Here is an 18,363-nt window from a genome sequence, read left to right as displayed (position 1 = left end):
GCCGTGCGCGCTGGTACGAGAGAGGCGATCACCCTGACCGCGACGAACGAAGAAACCCACCTGGACCCGGTGGCGCTGGAGCACAGCGAGCTGGGCGTGCCCGACGTGGACACCTCGCACCCGCTGGTGGCGAACGCCCCGGTCCGGTCCGACTCGCCGACGTTCGCCGAGCTGGGCGTGCGTGACGAGATCGTCCGCGCGCTGCGCGAGGCCGGCATCGAGCGCGCCTTCGCCATCCAGGAGCTGACCCTGCCGCTGGCGCTGGCCGGCGACGACGTGATCGGGCAGGCGCGCACCGGCACCGGCAAGACGCTGGGCTTCGGCGTGCCGCTGCTCCAGCGCATCACCGTGCCGGGTGACGGCACGCCGCAGGCGCTCGTCGTGGTGCCGACCCGTGAGCTGTGCCTCCAGGTGACCCACGACCTGACCGACGCCGCCAAGCACCTCGGCGTGCGGGTGCTCGCCATCTACGGCGGGCGGCCGTACGAGCCGCAGATCGCCGCCCTGCGCAAGGGCGTGGACCTGGTCGTCGGCACCCCCGGCCGGCTGCTGGACCTCGCCGAGCAGCGCCACCTGGTGCTGGGCAAGGTGCGCGGGCTGGTGCTGGACGAGGCCGACGAGATGCTCGACCTGGGCTTCCTGCCCGACATCGAGCGCATCCTGCGCATGGTGCCCGACGAGCGGCAGACGATGTTGTTCTCGGCGACCATGCCGGGCCCGATCATCACGCTGGCGCGCACGTTCCTCAACCAGCCGACGCACGTCCGTGCCGAGGAGAACGACGCGGGCGCGGTGCACGAGCGCACCGAGCAGTTCGTCTACCGCGCGCACGCGCTGGACAAGACGGAGCTGCTGGCCCGCGTGCTCCAGGCACGTGAGCGCGGGCTGTCCATGATCTTCACCCGCACCAAGCGGACCGCGCAGAAGGTCGCCGACGAACTCGTGGAGCGCGGGTTCGCCGCGGCGGCCGTGCACGGCGACCTCGGGCAGGGCGCGCGGGAGCAGGCGTTGCGCGCGTTCCGCAGCGGCAAGATCGACGTGCTGGTGGCGACCGACGTGGCCGCGCGCGGCATCGACGTCGGCGGCGTCACGCACGTCGTGAACTACCAGTGCCCCGAGGACGAGAAGACCTACGTGCACCGCATCGGGCGCACGGGGCGCGCGGGCCGCACCGGTGTCGCGGTCACGCTCGTCGACTGGGACGAGATGCCGCGCTGGAAGATGATCAGCGACGCCCTCGGCCTCGACAAGCCGGAACCGGTGGAGACGTACTCGACGTCCGACCACCTGTTCGCGGAGCTGGACATCCCGGCGGGCTCCACCGGCCGCCTGCCGCTGGGCCTGCGCACCCGCGCCGGCCTGGCCGCCGAGCCGGAGGAGGACCTGAAGGGCGACCGCAAGACCCGCCGTCGCCGGGGCAAGCGGGACGCGGTGGCCGACGGGACCACCACCGAGCCGACCAGGACCTCGCGCCGCCGCCGCAAGCGCAGCCGGGGTGGCGTCGCGTTGGACGGCGAGGCCGCCGCGAACGGCACGGCGACCGGTGCCGAGCCCGCCGCCGACCAGCCGGCCGAGTCCGGCGAGCAGCCCTCGAAGCGCCGCCGACGCCGCCGCCGCGGGGGCGGTGCGGACGCCGGCGCGACGCCGGTCGAGGCGACGCCGACCGAGACCGCGCCGGTGGCGGACGTCGCGCCCGCCGAGGCGCCGCCGGTCGAGGCTCCGGCCAAGCCGGCCCGCCGGCGGACGCGAGCGGGTGCCGAGCAGGCCGTTGAGGTGGAGCAGCCCGTGGCGGACGCGGTGTCCACCGAAGCTCCGGCCAAGCCCACCCGCCGCCGCACCCGGGCGGGTGCCGAGCAGGTCGCCGAGGCCGACCAGCCCGTGGCGGACGCGGTGTCCACCGAAGCACCGGCCAAGCCCACCCGCCGCCGCACCCGGGCGGGTGCCGAGCAGGTCGCCGAGGCCGACCAGCCAGTGGCGGACGCGGTGTCCACCGAAGCACCGGCCAAGCCTGCCCGCCGCCGCACCCGTGCGGTCGCGGAGCAGGCCACCGAAGCGGAACAGCCGGTAGCGGACGTGGAGTCCACCGAAGCACCGGCCAAGCCCGTCCGCCGCCGCACCCGGGCGGCTGCGGAGCAGGCCGTTGAGGCGGAACAGCCGGCGGAGGTGCCGGCCAAGACGACTCGTCGGCGCACCCGTGCCGCGAGCGCCGAGCCCGCCCCGGAGCAGGTGACCCCCGAGGTCGAGCCGGAAGCGCCCGCCAAGCCCGTCCGCCGGACGCGTGCCAAGCGGACTGCCGAAGCGGCGAGCACCGAGACCGAAGCGACCGTCGAGGCCGCCGGTGTCGAGGCCGCGGACGTCGAGGCGCCCGCGAAGAGGACCCGCCGCACCCGGGCCGCCGCGACCGAGGCGACCGAAGCGACCGCCGAAGCACCCGCCAAGACCACGCGTCGCCGCACGGCCGCGGCGAGCGCCGAGGCCCCCGCCGCGGAGGAGAAGCCGAAGCGCACCCGCGCCAAGGCCGCGGCGGAGCCGGTCGACGCGGAGGCCAAGCCCAAGCGGACCCGGGCCAAGGCAGCCGACACCGAGGCAGCCGAAACCGAGGCCGCGCCCAAGCGCACCCGCACGCGCAAGGCGGCCGACCCGACCGAGGTGGCCGAGGAGAAGCCGAAGCGCACCCGCAAGGTCGCCGACGCCGAACCGGACGCCAAGCCGAAGCGGACGCGCAAGGTGGCCGACGCCGACGCGCCGGCGCCCAAGCGGCGGGCGCGTGGTGGTTCCGCCGAGGCCGGGTCCTCGGCAGACTGACGCCTTACACGGATCACCGGCCACGTGCGGCAGCATGTGGCCGGACAGATCACCGAACCCATCGGGAGCCGGGCAGTGGGCGAGCCGGAACAGCCGGAGTCGAACGGCCAGGTCGTGCTGGACGCCGAGGGGCGTCCGGCCGACCAGGCGTCCGCCGACACCACCGAGGACGTCCTGGCGGAGCAGCGCTCCGACACCGCGCCGGACGAGGAGCCGGCCGAGGAGCCCGACGACGGGCCGGTCGGCCCGGTCCGGACGTGGCGCACCAGGGGCGACTACGTCGCGCTGGCCCTGCTGCTGGTGGCGGTCCTCGTGGGCGGCCTGCTGGTGTGGGCGTTCAGCGACGTGCGCAACACGGACTCCCGCACCGGACCGAGCGAGGTCGCCCTGCTGCCCCCGGTGACGGTGCTGCCGCCGTCCCTGGGCGAGGTGTGGCGCGCGCCCAGCGCCGCCACCCCGGTGCCGGTGAGCGTGGACTCCGTGGTGGTGACCGGCGACGGCGGCGAGGTCGTCGGCCGGGACCCGCTGACCGGCGACGTCCGCTGGTCGTACCGCCGGAACTGGCCGCTGTGCACGGTGAGCACGGCGTGGGGCCGGGCGTTCGCGCTCTACCGCAAGGACACCAACTGCTCCGAGCTGACCACGCTGGACCTGGCGTCGGGCAAGCGCGGCCCGCAGCGCAACGGTGACGCCGCGAACGACACCCGCCTGCTGAACGAGGGCTCGCACGTGCTGGCCACGGGCAACACGTACTTCGAGGTGTACCGGCGGGACGACCTGGTCCGCTCGCTGGAGTACGGCAACCTCCGGGCGATCGTGAACGCCGGCAAGCAGCCCCGCCCCGGCTGCGAGTACGGGTCGTTCGCGGTCACCAGCGGCAAGGTCGCGGTCGTGGAGCGCTGCTACGCGCTGGACCCGTCCGACCGGCTCACCATCCTCAAGCCGAACCCGGAGAAGTTCGACGAGCCGCAGGTGATGAGCAGCGTGGTGGTCGGTGAGAAGGGCGCCCGGGTGGTCGCGCTGACCAACAACCGGGTCGCGGTGGCCGTGCCGGGCAAGCTCCAGGTCTTCGACGCCGACACCGGCGGCCTGATCCGTGACTACCCGGTGGAGGTGACCGCCGAGGAGCTGGCGGGCGACCCGCCGGGCCGCGTGGTGGCGTCGACGACCAGCACGGCGAACGTCTACTGGTTCACCGGTTCGCGCACGATCGCGTTGTCCCTGGTCGACCTGAACCCGGTGTGGTCGCTGCCCGCGCAGGGCCCGGCGACGACGCTCGCCGGCCGGGCGCTGGTGCCGGTGCGGGACGGGCTGGCGGTGGTCGACCAGGTGACCGGCCAGGTGGCGGCACGCATCCCGGTGAACCGGGACGGCTACACCGGGCCGGTGCTGCCCGCCACGGAGGGCCCGATCGTGTTCGAGCAGCGCGGCGGCACGCTGGTCGCCCTGCGCTGAGTCGCGGTGGGCGCGCATCGGCGCGTCGGCCGGCAGACTGCGAGACGTGCACTCGCAGCTCAGCCCGCACCGCGCGGAACGCGTCGACCTGCCCGGCCGGTACGGCCCGATCGCCGCCCTCCGCTCGCCCGCCGCCGGTGGCGACCTGGGCGCGACAGCGCTGCTGGTGCCCGGCTACACGGGGTCCAAGGAGGACTTCGCGCCGCTGCTCGACCCGATCGCGGACGCGGGCCTGGAGGTGCTGGCGATCGACCTGCCCGGCCAGTACGAGTCGGCGGGTCCGGTGGCCGAGGCCGACTACCGGCCCGGTCCGCTGGGCGCGGCCGTGGCGGAGCTGGTGGGCAAGCTGGCGGTGGACCGGCGGGTGCTGCTGCTCGGCCACTCCTACGGCGGCCTGGTGGCGCGGGCCGCGGTGCTGGCGGGCGCGCCGGTGAGCGGGCTGACGCTGTTGTCGTCGGGACCGTCTGAGCTGCCGCCCGGTGACCGCCGCACGGCGTTGGACCACGGCGAGGTGGTGCTGCGCGAGCAGGGCATCGAGGCGTCGCAGCGGCTCAACGAGGTGCGGGCGACGGCCGACCCGCGCTGGGCGCTGGTGCCGGCGGAGCTGAAGAACTTCTACCGCGAGCGGTTCCTGCGCAGCACGCCCGCGGGCCTGCTCGGCATGGGCGACTCGCTGCGCACCGAGCCGGACCTGGTGGCGAAGCTGGCGCGCGCGCTGCGCGCGGCACGCGTGCCGTGCCTGGTGGCGTGCGGCGAGCTGGACGACGCGTGGTCGGCCGCGAGCCAGCGGGACATGGCGGAACGGCTGGACGCCGACTTCGCGGTCCTCAAGGGCGTGCGGCACTCACCGAACACGGAGGCGCCGGAGGCGCTGCTGGCCACGCTGCTGCCGACGTGGCGGGCGTGGCTGGCGGGCTGACCGTCACGCCCACCAGAAGAACCACAGCACGCCCGCGCCGAGCACCAGCACGGCGAGGCCGAGCACGCCGGCGACCCAGCGGGTGCGGCGGTCGGCGAAGACCTGCGCCACGACGGCGAGCACGGCGGCCACCACGTGCCCGGCGACGACGTCCACGCCCGGTCCGGGCAGGTCGTGCCCCGCCGCGTACACCTGGACGCCGATCAGGGCCAGTGCGAGTAACACGAGGCCCACCGCCACCGCACCGCTCACGCCACGCCAGACGCGCACGAGCCGCGGCTCGGTACCCACGTTCGTCACAACTCTCCCTACGGCGCGAGCAGAGCCCACGGATCGAGTGTCGGTGCGGCCTGCTGCCCCTCGGGGCAGCTGCGGCGGAAGTCGCACCACGTGCACTGCTTCCCCGTCCGGGGCGGGAACAGGATCTCGGGGTCGCCGCCCGCCGCGAGGGTGTCGCCCGCGAGCCCCAGCTCGTCGGCCGCCTCCTCGGCACGCGACACGTGCCGGGCGAGGCTTTCCTCGGTGTGCTCCCACACGGAGACCGTGCCCGTGGGCAGGTGGTGCAGCTCCACCCGGTGACACGGTTTGCGGAGCGTGCGGCGGGCCGCCAGGGCGTACAGGGCGAGGGCCTGCGACCCGCGTGCGTCGTCCACGGTCAACGCGTGCCTGCCGGTCTTGTAGTCGACGATGACCAGCTCGCCGTCACGCAGGTCGATGCGGTCGACGCGGCCCTCCGCGACGATCTTGGCGGTGGGTGTGGACACCCAGCGCTCGATGCCGACGGGTTCGGCGGTCGTGTCCAGCTCGGCGACGTAGTCCCGGACCCAGCCCTCGGCCCGGCCCCGGTACTCGGCGGCCTGCTCCGCGTCGCGGAACCCGTCGTTCTTCCACTGCCGGTGCAGCAGGTTCACCGCCTGCTCGGGGGTGCGCCGGTCGGCGGGCAGGTCGAACAACGCCTTGAGGGCGTTGTGGACGACCGCGCCGAGCGTGTTGTGCGCCCACGCGCCACCACGCGGCGGTGCGGGGCGGTCGAGGTAGGCCATGCGGTACCGCCGCGGGCAGTCCGCCCACGTGGCGAGCTTCGCCGGCGTCACCCGCACCAGCTTCTTCGGCATCGCGCCGAAGTCGAACCCCAACTGCTCGTGCACGCACCCAACCTACTGGTTCGGATCACCGCACCGTCGCCGAGCCGACCCCTAACCGCCGAGGACCTTGCTGCCGGTCGCCCGGTCGGCGATCGCGTCCAACACGTCAGGTGATGTGGTCTCCGCACCCAGTCGCACGGTTTTGTTGGTGCCGTGGTAGTCGGACGAACCCGTGACGAGGAGCCCCAGCTCCCCCGCCAGCCCGCGCAGCCGGTCGCGGGTGGCGGCGTCGTGGTCGGGGTGGTCCACCTCGACACCGCCCAGCCCCAGCTCCGCCAGGTCCGCCACGACGTGGTCGGACACGATCGGCCCGCGCACGGAGGCGAAGGGGTGCGCCAGGACGGTCACCCCGCCCGCGTCGGCGATCATCGCGATGGCGCGCTCGACCGGCGTGTCGGTGCGCGGCACGTAGTACCGCCCGCCGGTCAGGTACCGGGCGAACGCCTCGTCCACGCTGGTGACCACGCCGGCCCGGATCAACGCCATCGCGAGGTGGGGTCGCCCGGCGGGCGCGTCCGGCGGCATGGACGCCATCAGCTCGTCCGGGTCGATCGGGAACCCGTCCTCGACCATGCGGTGCGCCATGCGGCGCAGCCGGTGCCGCCGCTCGGAGCGCAGCCGCAGCTGCTCCTCGACCAGCGCGGGCGAGGTGGGGTCGTAGAGGTAGGCCAGCAGGTGAACGGTGATGACCCGGCCTCGACCGTCGTCGGACGCGCACGACAGCTCCGCGCCGCGCACCAGCCGGAGACCCGGGGGCAGCGCCTCCGCGGCCTCCGCCCAGCCGGCGGCGGTGTCGTGGTCGGTCAGGGCGACGGCGGACAGCCCGGAGGCCGCCGCGGCGGCCACCAGTTCGGCGGGCGTGTCGGTGCCGTCCGACTCGGTCGAGTGGGTGTGCAGGTCGATGCGCACCCGCCCAGTCTGACCTACGGCACCATCTTCTTCCCGCGCGCCGCCCGCTGCGCCTTGATCATCGAGAACCGCTCGGCCTGCGCCTTCTTGTCACCGAAGGTCAACTCCGAGATGGCGTCGTAGACCTCCTCGGGGTTGGGCAGGAACTCGATCCGGTTCAGCGCCTGGATCTGACCCGCCGACTCCACGATCAGGGTGCCGTAGCCGAACATGCGCCCGAGCACGGTGCGCTCGTAGGTCAGGTCGGTGACCTTGCTGATCGGCATCATGGCCACCTTGGTCTCGAAGACCCCCGAGGAGATCATGAACCTCTTGTCGGTGACGACGATGCGCTCCACCCACCACTCCATGACGAAGTACGCCAGCCTGAGCAGCACGAACAACGACACGTACCAGAGGATGTTCTGGATGATGCCCGCGTTGTCCGGGAGCAGGTAGGAGATCATCATCGCGCCGGCGAGCAGCGCGAGCGCCTCCAGGAGGTCCCAGAGCAGGCTGGTCCAGTGCCTGCGGACGCGGATGACCCGGCGTTCCGTGGGCAGCAGGTACTCGTCGGGGTCCCGTGGTGCGAACATGGCTCAGACCTGACCCTTCGCCGTCGGGGAGGAGCCGGGCGGACTCAGAACAATTGTTTCACGAAGGTGATGAGCGCCTCAGCAGCGTCCCGCAGCGTGCCCAGGATGTTCTGCACAAGCTGAGCCGCCTGCTGCGGCTCCGCGATGAGGAAGAACAGGAGCAAGCCGACCCCGGCGAAAGTGAGAATCTTTTTCAGATTCACGGTGATCAACCCCGTTCGCTACCCGCACCCGTTTGGCGCCAGTGAAAACCGTTGTACCGCACCGCGCGGCACCGTGGGAGCTTTGTACCGCACCTGGGGTAGCCGGGTGCACCGCCGTTCCGGTGTGACTACGGGGAGTGAGCATGGCGGCCGAACGCGCCCGCTTGATCCGCTGTGTCGGCGGAGTCGTGCACGACGCCGCGGGCCGGCTACTACTCGTTCGGCGGGCCAATCCCCCAGGTGAGGGACGGTGGTCGATACCGGGTGGACGAGTCGAGCCCGGTGAGGGTGATCATGCCGCCGTGGTCCGGGAGATCCGCGAGGAAACCGGACTTGTCGTGACGGTGGGTGAACTCGTCGGCCAGGTCACCCGTCCGGCGGCTGACGGCCTCTACGACATCCACGACTACGCCTGCCAGGTGCGATCGGGTGTCCTCCGTCCGGGCGACGACGCTTCGGAGGTCCGGTGGGCGACGACTGCGATCTTGGCCACACTTGACCTCGCGGACGGCCTGTACGAGGCCCTTCGCGAGTGGGGCCGGCTGCCCCGGGCGTGAGCGGTTCGCCCGAACGGGGTTGCCCCGCGGGGAGCCGGCCAAACCCGTCAGGGCAGCCACACCATCCGCTGCCCGTGCTGGTGGGTCATCGCGAGCGCCTTCGCGGACACCACCTCGCCGCCCTCGAACCGGACCAGCCCGAGCACGCCGAACGCCTCGTGCGGCGCCTCCAGGTCGGTCCGGCCCGGCAGCACGTGGGTCAGCGCCGCCGCGTACGCCTCGTGGCTGATCCACCAGGCGGGCCGGTCCAGCTCCCGCAGCGCGCGCACGAACTCGTCACCCGGCGCGTAGTGCAGCGTGTTGCTGGTGATCACCACGAGCGGCAGCTCCGCGGGCACCCGCGCGACCGCCTTCGCCAGGTCCGCCACGGCGTCGCCGGTCACGAACTCCGGCGGCGACTTGCGCTGCACGGTCGCCGCCACGCCGAACAACCGCAACCGCTCCGGCTGGTCGGCCCAGACGCACGCCTCCAGCCACGCGTAGGTGTCCTCGTCGGCGAGGTCGGCGGGCGCGCGGTCCAGCCCCACCTTCGCCGCGACCTTCACCGACTTGGGGATCTTCGGCAGCTGCGCGCCCGGCGCCAGCTCCAACGCGCAGTGCAGCCCGAGCGCGGCCTTCGCGGGACCCGCGGCGAGCTGCCCGGCCTGCTCGGTCTGGTACCGGTAGCCGTACTGGTCGAGCCCCAGCAGCAGGCCCGCCGAGCAGCCGACCTCCAGCAGCCCGACCGGCCCCTTCACCATGGCCAGCGCCGGGTACAGCAACGCGGCCCGGCGCACCTCGTTGGTCTGCGTGGTGCGGGTCGCGACCAGCTCGCGCACCCGGTCGGCCCGCTCCAGCACGAACGACCGGAACAACGGCCACGTGTCGTCGTCCGGCCCGAACGTGCCGCCCAGCGACGGGTAGTAGTTCGACAGCGGGTGGAACGGCTCGGCCTGCACCAGCCGGTGCGCCGCGGCCAGCAGCAGCGTCGGCTGCGCGAACGGTTCCGGGGCCGCGGTCAGCAGGCCCGCGACCTCCGGGTCGGCGGCGGCGCGCGAGGCCAGGTGCTCGTAGAGCGGGGACACGCCGCACGCGCCCCGCCGGGCGAACCCGTCCAGCCGCTCCCTCACCAGTTCCAGCGACGTCACGTCACTCCTTCACCCGATCAACGGCTCCGGGCGACCGGGCTGCTCGCCGCCCCTGCGGTCGCCGTACGAGCGCTTGGGGACCATCACCTTCCGGCGGAAGACGCAGACCACCGTGCCGTCCTGCTTGTAGCCGCGCGTCTCCACGTGCACGACACCCCGGTCGTCCTTCGACCTGGACGGCGTCTTGTCCAGCACCTCGGTCTCACCGTAGATGGTGTCCCCGTGGAAGGTCGGCTTGATGTGCCGCAACGACTCCACTTCGAGATTGGCGATGGCCTTGCCCGAGACGTCCGGCACGGACATGCCCAGCAGGAGCGAGTAGACGTAGTTGCCCACCACGACGTTCTTGCCGAACTCCGTGGTCTCCGCCGCGTAGTGCGCGTCCATGTGCAGCGGGTGGTGGTTCATGGTCAGCAGGCAGAACAGGTGGTCGTCGTACTCGGTCACCGTCTTGCCGGGCCAGTGCTTGTAGATCGCGCCGACCTCGAACTCCTCGTAGTAACGCCCGAACTGCACCGCACGCCTCCGTTGGCTCGTGGTGGGAGCTGTGATCGAACACCCCCACGACCGGGACGACAGTGTGAACTCGGGAGGAGTACCCTCGGCAACTGGTCTGTGAGCGACTCCACCGCCGCGGACGACCGACCCGAGGAGGTGAGGACTACCGATGAGTAACGACCCCCATCCTGCGAGTACCTCGCGCGTCCTCCTCGGCGGGTCGGCTTCGCGCAGCTAGGCCCAGCGCTGTCCGGTCGGGGACGTGCCGTCGTCGTTTGTCGTGCCAGTCGACGCTCCCCTGCCTGGAGGACCCGTGCCCAGCCTGCCCTCGCTCGGCGGCCTGAGAGGCCGCACGCCCGGTCGCGCCTCGGCCCCGATCCCGGTGCCCCTGTCCGCGTACGTCGTCGACTGCGGCGTGTACGTGGACGGTCGACGCCTGCCCGGCCGCTGGTCGCACACCGACGCCGTCGAAGAGGTCCGCAAGCGTGGCGAGGGCTTCGTCTGGATCGGGTTGCACGAGCCGGACGAGGAGCAGATCCAGGGCGTCGCCGAGACGTTCGGCCTGCACGAGCTGGCCGTCGAGGACGCCGTGCACGCCCATCAGCGCCCCAAGCTGGAGCGGTACGACAACACGCTGTTCATGGTGCTCAAGACCGTGCGGTACGTGCAGAACGCGTCGCCCGACACGGCCAACGAGATCGTGGAGAGCGGCGAGATCATGGTCTTCCTCGGCCGCGACTTCGTCGTCACGGTCCGGCACGGCAACCACTCCGGCCTCGCCGCGGTGCGCCGCGAGCTGGAGTCCGACGCGGACAAGCTGCACGTCGGGCCGGCCGCCGTCCTCTACTCGATCGCCGACCACGTGGTGGACAACTACCTGGAGGTGACCGCCCGCATCGAGGACGACATCGACCAGGTGGAGACCCTGGTGTTCGCGCCGCGCAGCCGGGTCAGCGCCGACCAGATCTACCTGATGAAGCGCGAGGTGCTGGAACTGCGCCGCGCGGTGATGCCGCTGGCCGTGCCGCTGCGCCGGCTCGCCGAGGGGTACACCCCGCTCATCCCCGAGCAGGTGCGCTCCTACTTCCGCGACGTCGACGACCACCTCACCGAGGTGTCCGAGCGCGTGACGAACTTCGACGAGCTGCTGACGACGCTGGTGGACGCGACGCTGGCGAAGATCACGCTCCAGCAGAACTCGGACATGCGCAAGATCACGTCCTGGGCGGCCATCATCTCCGTGCCGACCATGGTGGTCGGCGTGTACGGCATGAACTTCGACTTCATGCCGGAGCTGCACTGGAAGTACGGCTACCCCCTGGTGATCACCGTCATCCTGGTCGCCTGCCTGACCCTGTACCGAATATTCCGTCGGAACCGCTGGCTCTAGCCCCCAGTCCACCCCGACCCGACGGGACGTTCCCACCATGACCAGGATGCTCACCAACCTGCGGTTCTGGGTTCTCGCCTTCCTCCTCGGCTGGATCACCACGGTGACCCTGCTGATCGCCACCGGCAACTAGGGGAGATCACCGCGCCACGCCCCACTTCCCAGGCGGAGGTGGGGACGATGGACAACAGGCTCAGCCGACCGATGCACCGCTCGGTCGTCGTGTTCGACATCGCCGGCTACGGCCGGCGGGACAACCGCGCCCAGGTGCGGGCGCGGGAAGTGCTGCACACCGCCGTGCGCGGCGCGTTCCGCGTGGCGGGCGTGCCGTGGCGGCGGCTCGTCGTGGAGGACCGGGGTGACGGCCTGATCGCCCTGGCGCCGCCCTCGGTGTCCAAAGTGGACCTGCTCGACCCGCTGGTGCCCGCGCTGGCGGCGGGTCTCGCCGACGCGGCCGAGCCGGTGCGGCTGCGGATGGCGGTGCACGCGGGCGACCTCGTGCGCGACGCGTACGGCTGGGTCGGCGCGGACCTCAACACGGCGTGCCGCCTGGTGGACAGCGACGTCCTGCGCGAGGCGCTGCGCGACGCGCCGGGCGCGGTGCTGGCGGTGCTGGTGTCCGACGTCGTGCACCGGGCCGTCGTGCGGCACGGCTACCGGGGGCTGCGCGCGGCCGACTACCGGCCGGTGCGGGTGGTGTGCAAGGAGGTCGACGAGCGGGCCTGGCTTCAGCTCCAGGGCTGGGTGTCCCAGGTGAACGGGATGCCGTGGCCGCCGCCCGCGCCCAGGCGCAGCGACTCGCCGCCCGGCCACAGCTTCAGCAGGAGCTGGAAGTCGTAGCGGTCCGGGTCGGGGGTCCGCCGGGACTCGAACACCAGCAGCGCCAGCGGGGCGGTGGCGGTCGCGCGTGCCGCCGCGTCGGCCAGGACCGCGCGGCCCATGGCGCGGTCGGCGGGCGACACGTACTGCCAGATCACCGAGTGCCACACGACGGTGAGCACGTCGCGCTCGGGCCGGACGAGCTGGTCCGCCAGCCACTCCGGCCCGTTCGCCCGGCTCACCGGGACCGGGTCGAGCCGGGCCAGCTCCAGCGCCGCCTGGAGGCGTTCCCAGCGCAGCTTCTGGTCCGGCCACACGAACGACGACAGGTGCAGCCGGCCTTCCTCGGTGGACACGTCCACCGGGTGGCGGTCGCACCCCGCGCGACGCGCCAGGCGCACGTTGTGGGACAGGTCGACACCCGGCCGGCCGGTCCACCGGACGTCCATCGTGAACGGGCTGCCCACGTCGCCGTACACCTCGTCGCCCACCCGGTAGGCGATCCGGTGCGGGCGCAGGTTGAGGCCGCCGGACGCGCCGACCTCCAGCAGCCGCACCGGGAACGGCGTGCGCCTGCCCGCCGCCTCCGCCGCGAGGTGGGCGGCGACCTGGAGCCCGCCGAACAGGGGCGCGCTGCGGCCCGGCTCGTTGGTCTGCACGACGGACCTGCCGATCAACGCGCGCAGCTCGTCGGCGTGGGCGTGCAGCACGGGCAGCGCGTCCTGCCAGAGCGTGGCCAGCCGCGGTTCGCCGCCCACCGTGGGGTAGTGCTCGGCGAGACCGGGCGCGCGGCCCTCCAGCACCAGCCGGTGCACCGCGCCCGCGAACCGCAGGCCCGGCACGGCGCCCCTGCGGTCGCACTCCGCGCCCGCCATCACCCGCGCGGTGACACCGCCGCGCACCAGGTCGTCCGCCGCCGCCACCAGCAGGGTGCGGTTGAGCGGGCTGTCCCGGCAGGCGCGGGCCGCGTCGAGGAACAGCTCGGCCAGCACATGCCGACGCTAACCCCATTCCCACCCGGCGGCAGCGGGGCGGACCGGCGGTTCACCCGTTCACCGACGAGGTGTCCCCCGTGCCCGGCGGTCCTAGGCTCGGTGGATGCCGAAGGTGCTCGCGGTGGCGGACGAGGTGGTCGAGCCGCTGTGGACCGAGCAGGTGCGGCGGCACGACGTGGACCTGGTGGTGGCGGCGGGCGACCTGCCGTTCGACTACCTGGAGTTCCTGTCGTCGGCGTTGGACCGGCCCTGCGTGTTCGTGCCCGGCAACCACGACGTGGACCTCAGCGGCTACGCGAACGTGCGTGGCCTGTGGACGAAGGCGGGTATGCCGTCCCGGTGGCCGGGCCCGGCGGGTGGGGTGAACGCCGACGGACGGGTGGTGGACGTGGCGGGCCTGCGGATCGCGGGCCTGGGCGGTTCCATCCGGTACAACGCCGGGCCGAACCAGTGGACCGAGCGGCAGCAGGCGCGGCGGGTGCGGCGCGTGGCGCGGCTGGCGGCGTGGCGGCGGGCCCGCGACGGGCGCGCGGTGGACGTGCTGCTCACCCACTCCCCGCCGCTGGACTGCGGTGACGAACCGGACCCGCCGCACCGCGGGTTCGCCTGCCTGCACGACGCCGTGCGCCTGCTGCGCCCGTCGCTGCTCCTGCACGGGCACATCCACCCGCACGGCGTTCCCCGGCCGGACCGGTGGTTGGCCGGCACGCGCGTGGTGAACGTGGTGGGCAGCAAGGTGCTGGACGTGACCGGACAGGAGGAGGGCTGATGCGCCGCGACACCGGGTTCCCCGCCGCCGACGCGGAGAACGACTTCCTGCGCGCCCGCCGCGGGCAGGTGCTGTCCCGGCTGGCCGCGTGGCTGCGGCGGGAACCGGACGACGTGAACATCATGCTGCCGTTCCACGAGGTGGTCGAGGCGTTGGGGCTGGTCACCGAGCGCCGGCTCGGCCTCCAGACCATCCGGCTGGACTCGATCGTCGGCAGCGTGGACCGCACCCGCGATTTCGACCGCCGGTTCCGGCCCACGTCGGCACGGGTGCGGGAGCGCTGGCAGCGGCTGGCGCTGGCCGCCCGGCGCGGCGAGGCCGTGCCGCCGATCGAGGTGTACCGGGTGGGCGACCTGCACTTCGTCCAGGACGGCCACCACCGGGTGTCGGTGGCGCACGCGCTCGGCCTGGCGGTGATCGACGCCTACGTCACGGAGGTGGTGACGCGGGTCCCGGCACACGGCATCCGCCACCGGGGCGACCTGATCGTGAAGGACTACCGCCGGTTGTTCCTGGAGCGCGTGCCGCTGTCCGGGCGGGAGCGGGCGGCCGTGCTGCTGTCGGACCCGTGGGACTACGCCGAGCTGGGCGAGCACGTGGAGGCGTGGGGGTTCCGGCTGATGCAGGACGAGGGCGCGTTCCTGGACCGGGCGACCGTCGCGCACCGCTGGTACGCCGAGGAGTACGTGCCGGTGGTGGAGATGCTGCGGCAGGCGGGCCTGGTCGGGGACCGCACCGAGACCGAGGCGTACATGTGGGTCGCGGCGGAGCGCTACCGGCTGATCCGCACGCACCGCTGGGACCCGGACGTCATCGACGCCATCCGCGACCGCCGCTAGCGCTGGCCCTCCAGCTTGGGCAGCGGCCGGGCGCGGTCCATCACGCGGTCCGCGTAGCTGTCCAGCAACCGCGTGGCGACCTGCTGCGAGTACCCGAGGATGACGGCCCACAGCAGCAACGCGGCCTGGGACGCGACCCCGATCAGGCCGGTCGTCACGCCCGCGCCCAGCGCCAGGACGCCGATGACGGCGAGCGCCGCGCCGAGCAGGATCTTGATCGTCGCCTGGTAGCCGATCATGACGTACGGCGAGAGGCTGGGCCGCCTGCGCAGCAGCAGCACGACCGCCGACAGGACCGCGCCGAACGCGCCCAGCACCTGGACCAGCCAGACGTCCCAGCCGCTCGCCGCCTTGCCGGTCGGGCACACCGTGGGCAGCCGCTCCGAGCCCACGCACATCGGGATCGCGCCGGGGTGCGTGAACGCGATGACGCCGATCAGCGTGTTCACCAGGAACAGCACCGCGGACGCGGCGATCAGCTTGTTGCGCAGCGCCCGCGACCCGGCGTGCGCGAAGTCCGACCGGTCGAACGACGCCCGCAACGCGTCGACCACCAGCTCCCGCTCCGCGGTCGGCGGCAGCTCGCCGGGCCGCAGCTCCTCCAACGCGATCCGCCGCGGGTCGTCGTCGTCCAGGTTCTCGGCGACCCGCGCACGCAGCCCGGGCAGCCGCCCGAGGTAGCCGGGTCCCGCCGCGACGACCGCGATCTCCGCCTCGTGCAACGACCGCCAGGCCCGTTCGATGTGCCAGCCCGACCACCACGACGCGACGGTCCGCAGCCGGGACTCCTCGCGGGTGATCATGTCCTCCACGACGGCCGCCTGCTGTTCGGCGACCGCGCACCAGTGCGCGCCGACCGGGTCCGTCGGACCGAGCACGGCCAGGTCGGCACGCACGCGGTCCAACCGCGACTGCACCACCAGCCGCCAGTCGGTGACCCTCGGTCTGCGTGCGCCCACCCTGTCGATGGTGACACCGACCGGTCGGTCGGCACTCACCCGGACGAGTGGTACGCGTCCGGGAAGTGCCGCCGCGCGCCCTCAGGCCGTGCGGCCGGGCTCCACCAGCTCGCGCAGCCGGGGCGGCATCCGCTTCTCCAGGCCGAACGGTTCGAGGTGCGCCTGGAGCACACCGTCGAACGCCCGCTTCACCGACGTCGTGTCCCAGCTGTCGCTCTCCAGGACGGGCTGCTTGAAGTAGGGCTGGCCCACGAGGTGCAGCTGCCTGCCGTTGCACCGGACGATCTGCCCGGTGATGCCGTCCGCGTCGTCGCTGAGCAGGAACAGCACGAGCGGGGCGACCTTGCCCGGTGTGCGGTCGGCGGGGATCGCCCGCAGGGACCGCTCGGACTTCCAGACCATGCGCGTGTGGGCGACCGGGCACACCGCGTTCACGCGGATGCCCTCGGTCTCCAGGTCCAGTGCCCACGACGTGCTCAGGGACGCCACCGCGCCCTTGGTCGCCGCGTACGTGGCCAGCTTGCGCTGGCCGAAGAACGCGCCGGAGGAGATGTTCACGATCGAACCGCGGCCCTGCGCGCGCATCACGCGCATCGCCGCGATCCCGGTGTAGATGACGCCCAGGAGGTTCACCTCGACCGTGCGGCGGACCGATTCCGGGTCGTCGTCCCAGGACGGCGTCTCGTAGTTCAGCCCGGCGTTGTTCACCAGGCCGTCCAGCCGACCGAACTCCGCCACGCACAGGCCGACGATCTTCTCCGCCTGCGCCGGGTCGGTCACCGTGTGCGTGCTGGCGACGGCCCGACCGCCGTACCCCCGGATGTGCTCCGCGACCTGTTCCGCCAGGTCCGCGTCCACGTCGTTGACCACCACCGCGGCCCCGGCCTGCGCCGCGTGCATCGCGTACGCCTCACCCAGCCCGCGCCCCGCACCGGTGATCACGACTGCTTTTCCGTCAAGAATCCCCATCGCGCGCTCTCTTCTGTGCTCGGCGGTCTCCCCTGCCCCGACGCCGTTGATCGGGGTCATCCCCGCCTTCGACCAGGGTGGGGACCGACCGGAGCGAAAGCCGCGCGAAAGCGGCGAGCTGCGGGTTGGCTGCGCTGAATGGCCTACGAAGTTCGTTCCTGCCGATGGTCTCGGCTGGTCAGTAACGCATCGTGACGTGCGGTGAATGGGGGCCGCCCACCCGCACCGAACGGCCCCCGGACCGCTCAATTCCCGGAATAAGTGAGGTTGCGCCCGTTCTTCGGGTCGAACAGCTGCACCTTGTCGGCGTCGAACCAGATCTCCGCCTGCTCACCCTCCGTAGCCGTCGACACGGCGGACAACCGCGTCACGAGGGACACGCCCTCGCCCGGCACGTCCGCCGAACCGGCGTCGGCGGCCAGCTCCGCCAGCTCCGCCGACGTGGCCTGCTCGCCCGACAGGCTGAAGTAGGCGTACTTGTCGGAACCCATGGACTCCAGCACGTCCACGTGGCTGGTGAACGTGACGCCGTGGGCCCGCACCGCGTCGTCGACCAGCCGGGCGTCCTCGAAGTGCTCCGGCCGCAGCCCCACGATCACCTCGCGCGGCACGTCACCGCCCGCCAGCAGCCCGCGCACCCGGTCGGTGAGCGGGATGTCGCCCAGCGGCGACCGCAGCACCGCGTCCTCCAGGCCGGCGGGCACGAAGTTCATCGACGGCGAGCCGATGAACCCCGCGACGAACAGGTTCGCCGGGTGTTCGTACAGGTGCTGCGGCGCGCCGATCTGCTGCACCGCGCCGCCCCGCATGACCACGACCCGGTCGCCGAGGGTCATCGCCTCGGTCTGGTCGTGCGTCACGTACACCGTGGTCGTCCCGAGCTGCTTCTGGAGCCGCGACACGGAGGTGCGCATCTGCACCCGCAGCTTGGCGTCCAGGTTGGACAGCGGTTCGTCCATCAGGAACGCCTTGGGGCTGCGCACGATCGCGCGGCCCATCGCGACGCGCTGCCGCTGGCCGCCGGACAGGTTGGCCGGCTTGCGGTCCAGGTGCTGGGTGAGGTCGAGGATCTCGGCCGCGTCCCGCACCTTCTTCTCCACGGTGGCGTTGTCCACCTTGGCCAGTCGCAACGGGAAGGCCATGTTCTCCTTCACCGTCATGTGCGGGTAGAGCGCGTAGGACTGGAACACCATGGCGATGTCGCGGTCCTTCGGCGCGCGCTCGTTCACCCGCTCGCCGCCGATGCGCAGCTCGCCGGACGTGATGTCCTCCAGCCCGGCGATCATGTTCAGCGTCGTGGACTTCCCGCAGCCGGACGGGCCGACCAGGATGATGAACTCGCCGTCGGCGATCTCGATGTCCACGTCCCGCACGGCCACCGCCCCGTCGGGGTACTGCTTGCTCACCTTGTCGAGCACGATCTCGGCCAT

Annotated in this window: 18 protein-coding genes and 1 pseudogene; 8 read left to right on the top strand and 11 right to left on the bottom strand. The window is 72.7% G+C overall.

Translation table 11 applies throughout. The features are described 5' to 3' along the window. Positions 1-3: 3 nt before the first annotated feature. The 3 genes and pseudogenes from KZQ38_RS37510 to KZQ38_RS19155 all read left to right on the top strand — a co-directional run. A pseudogene (locus tag KZQ38_RS37510) lies at positions 4-1,621 on the top strand (DEAD/DEAH box helicase); the annotation flags it as partial. Positions 1,622-2,880: 1,259 nt separating this feature from the next. After that, the gene (locus KZQ38_RS19160) at positions 2,881-4,260 is read left to right on the top strand and encodes an Rv3212 family protein (protein WP_219443459.1); all 1,380 of its coding nucleotides are present in this window, start codon (positions 2,881-2,883) and stop codon (positions 4,258-4,260) included. A 46-nt stretch (positions 4,261-4,306) separates the two neighbouring features. Next, positions 4,307-5,179, top strand: coding sequence for an alpha/beta fold hydrolase (locus KZQ38_RS19155; RefSeq protein ID WP_219443458.1), 873 nt, complete (start codon positions 4,307-4,309; stop codon positions 5,177-5,179). Between the two features lie 3 nt (positions 5,180-5,182). Here KZQ38_RS19155 and KZQ38_RS19150 read toward each other — a convergent pair whose 3' ends face one another. The 5 genes from KZQ38_RS19150 to KZQ38_RS19130 are packed head-to-tail and all read right to left on the bottom strand — an operon-like array spanning position 5,183 to position 8,011. Next, positions 5,183-5,479, bottom strand: a complete 297-nt coding sequence (locus KZQ38_RS19150) for a hypothetical protein (protein ID WP_219443457.1) — start codon at positions 5,477-5,479, stop codon at positions 5,183-5,185. 8 nt (positions 5,480-5,487) lie between these two features. Further along, positions 5,488-6,327, bottom strand: coding sequence for a RecB family exonuclease (locus tag KZQ38_RS19145; RefSeq protein WP_308258472.1), 840 nt, complete (start codon positions 6,325-6,327; stop codon positions 5,488-5,490). 48 nt (positions 6,328-6,375) lie between these two features. Then, the gene (locus tag KZQ38_RS19140; RefSeq protein WP_219443456.1) at positions 6,376-7,233 is read right to left on the bottom strand and encodes a PHP domain-containing protein; all 858 of its coding nucleotides are present in this window, start codon (positions 7,231-7,233) and stop codon (positions 6,376-6,378) included. A 14-nt stretch (positions 7,234-7,247) separates the two neighbouring features. Further along, the gene (locus tag KZQ38_RS19135) at positions 7,248-7,808 is read right to left on the bottom strand and encodes a PH domain-containing protein (protein WP_219443455.1); all 561 of its coding nucleotides are present in this window, start codon (positions 7,806-7,808) and stop codon (positions 7,248-7,250) included. Between the two features lie 44 nt (positions 7,809-7,852). Beyond that, a complete protein-coding gene (locus KZQ38_RS19130) occupies positions 7,853-8,011 on the bottom strand; it encodes a hypothetical protein (RefSeq protein ID WP_198932907.1) in 159 nt (52 codons plus the stop codon). A 143-nt stretch (positions 8,012-8,154) separates the two neighbouring features. On the opposite strand from KZQ38_RS19130, the gene KZQ38_RS19125 reads away from it, so the two are divergent. Next, positions 8,155-8,568 carry an NUDIX hydrolase gene (locus tag KZQ38_RS19125; protein WP_219443454.1) on the top strand — a complete coding sequence of 138 codons (414 nt, stop codon included), beginning with the start codon at positions 8,155-8,157 and terminating at the stop codon, positions 8,566-8,568. Positions 8,569-8,615: 47 nt separating this feature from the next. Here the strand turns inward: KZQ38_RS19125 and KZQ38_RS19120 are convergent, their stop codons facing one another. Both KZQ38_RS19120 and KZQ38_RS19115 read right to left on the bottom strand, forming a co-directional pair. Then, positions 8,616-9,695: a DUF2332 domain-containing protein gene (locus KZQ38_RS19120; RefSeq protein ID WP_219443453.1), complete on the bottom strand. Its 1,080-nt coding sequence runs from the start codon at positions 9,693-9,695 to the stop codon at positions 8,616-8,618. A gap of 9 nt (positions 9,696-9,704) precedes the next feature. Beyond that, complete coding sequence (locus KZQ38_RS19115; RefSeq protein WP_372452257.1) at positions 9,705-10,247, bottom strand: MaoC family dehydratase; 543 nt, start codon at positions 10,245-10,247, stop codon at positions 9,705-9,707. A 259-nt stretch (positions 10,248-10,506) separates the two neighbouring features. Here KZQ38_RS19115 and corA point away from each other — a divergent pair, with 259 nt between their 5' ends. Further along, positions 10,507-11,583: a magnesium/cobalt transporter CorA gene (gene corA, locus KZQ38_RS19110; RefSeq protein ID WP_219443451.1), complete on the top strand. Its 1,077-nt coding sequence runs from the start codon at positions 10,507-10,509 to the stop codon at positions 11,581-11,583. 180 nt (positions 11,584-11,763) lie between these two features. Next, complete coding sequence (locus KZQ38_RS19105; protein WP_219443450.1) at positions 11,764-12,423, top strand: hypothetical protein; 660 nt, start codon at positions 11,764-11,766, stop codon at positions 12,421-12,423. Here the strand turns inward: KZQ38_RS19105 and KZQ38_RS19100 are convergent. After that, positions 12,312-13,394 (bottom strand): DUF2332 domain-containing protein, encoded by a 1,083-nt coding sequence (locus KZQ38_RS19100; RefSeq protein WP_219443449.1) that lies wholly within the window; start codon positions 13,392-13,394, stop codon positions 12,312-12,314. The genes KZQ38_RS19105 and KZQ38_RS19100 overlap by 112 nt on opposite strands. A 106-nt stretch (positions 13,395-13,500) precedes the next feature. Between KZQ38_RS19100 and KZQ38_RS19095 the strand changes: the two genes are divergently transcribed. Both KZQ38_RS19095 and KZQ38_RS19090 read left to right on the top strand, forming a co-directional pair. Next, the gene (locus tag KZQ38_RS19095) at positions 13,501-14,166 is read left to right on the top strand and encodes a metallophosphoesterase family protein (RefSeq protein WP_219443448.1); all 666 of its coding nucleotides are present in this window, start codon (positions 13,501-13,503) and stop codon (positions 14,164-14,166) included. After that, positions 14,166-15,005 (top strand): chromosome partitioning protein ParB, encoded by an 840-nt coding sequence (locus tag KZQ38_RS19090; protein WP_219443447.1) that lies wholly within the window; start codon positions 14,166-14,168, stop codon positions 15,003-15,005. Before KZQ38_RS19095 ends, KZQ38_RS19090 begins: the two co-directional genes overlap by 1 nt. Here KZQ38_RS19090 and KZQ38_RS19085 read toward each other — a convergent pair. The 3 genes from KZQ38_RS19085 to KZQ38_RS19075 all read right to left on the bottom strand — a co-directional run bounded on the left by KZQ38_RS19085 (position 15,002) and on the right by KZQ38_RS19075 (position 18,363). Beyond that, positions 15,002-15,964: a hypothetical protein gene (locus tag KZQ38_RS19085; RefSeq protein ID WP_219443446.1), complete on the bottom strand. Its 963-nt coding sequence runs from the start codon at positions 15,962-15,964 to the stop codon at positions 15,002-15,004. The genes KZQ38_RS19090 and KZQ38_RS19085 overlap by 4 nt on opposite strands. Before the next feature lie 81 nt (positions 15,965-16,045). Then, positions 16,046-16,933, bottom strand: coding sequence for an SDR family NAD(P)-dependent oxidoreductase (locus KZQ38_RS19080; protein WP_219443445.1), 888 nt, complete (start codon positions 16,931-16,933; stop codon positions 16,046-16,048). Positions 16,934-17,178: 245 nt separating this feature from the next. Then, on the bottom strand, positions 17,179-18,363 hold the full coding sequence (locus KZQ38_RS19075) for an ABC transporter ATP-binding protein (protein ID WP_219443444.1): 1,185 nt from the start codon (positions 18,361-18,363) through the stop codon (positions 17,179-17,181).

Origin of the sequence: Saccharothrix obliqua (assembly GCF_019375475.1) — a bacterium.
Classification (GTDB): domain Bacteria; phylum Actinomycetota; class Actinomycetes; order Mycobacteriales; family Pseudonocardiaceae; genus Actinosynnema; species Actinosynnema obliqua.
The sequence above is the reverse complement of the archived record's forward strand: the minus strand, read 5'-3'. Positions and strand labels throughout refer to the sequence as shown.

Excerpts from the sequence above, each read along its gene's own strand:
- KZQ38_RS19105 (WP_219443450.1), top strand. The coding sequence starts at position 11,764 with ATGGACAACAGGCTCAGCCGACCGATGCACCGCTCGGTCGTCGTGTTC.
- KZQ38_RS19135 (WP_219443455.1), bottom strand. The coding sequence starts at position 7,808 with ATGTTCGCACCACGGGACCCCGACGAGTACCTGCTGCCCACGGAACGC.
- KZQ38_RS19090 (WP_219443447.1), top strand. The coding sequence starts at position 14,166 with ATGCGCCGCGACACCGGGTTCCCCGCCGCCGACGCGGAGAACGACTTC.
- KZQ38_RS19125 (WP_219443454.1), top strand. The coding sequence starts at position 8,155 with ATGGCGGCCGAACGCGCCCGCTTGATCCGCTGTGTCGGCGGAGTCGTG.
- KZQ38_RS19080 (WP_219443445.1), bottom strand. The coding sequence starts at position 16,933 with ATGGGGATTCTTGACGGAAAAGCAGTCGTGATCACCGGTGCGGGGCGC.
- KZQ38_RS19095 (WP_219443448.1), top strand. The coding sequence starts at position 13,501 with ATGCCGAAGGTGCTCGCGGTGGCGGACGAGGTGGTCGAGCCGCTGTGG.
- KZQ38_RS19075 (WP_219443444.1), bottom strand. The coding sequence starts at position 18,363 with ATGGCCGAGATCGTGCTCGACAAGGTGAGCAAGCAGTACCCCGACGGG.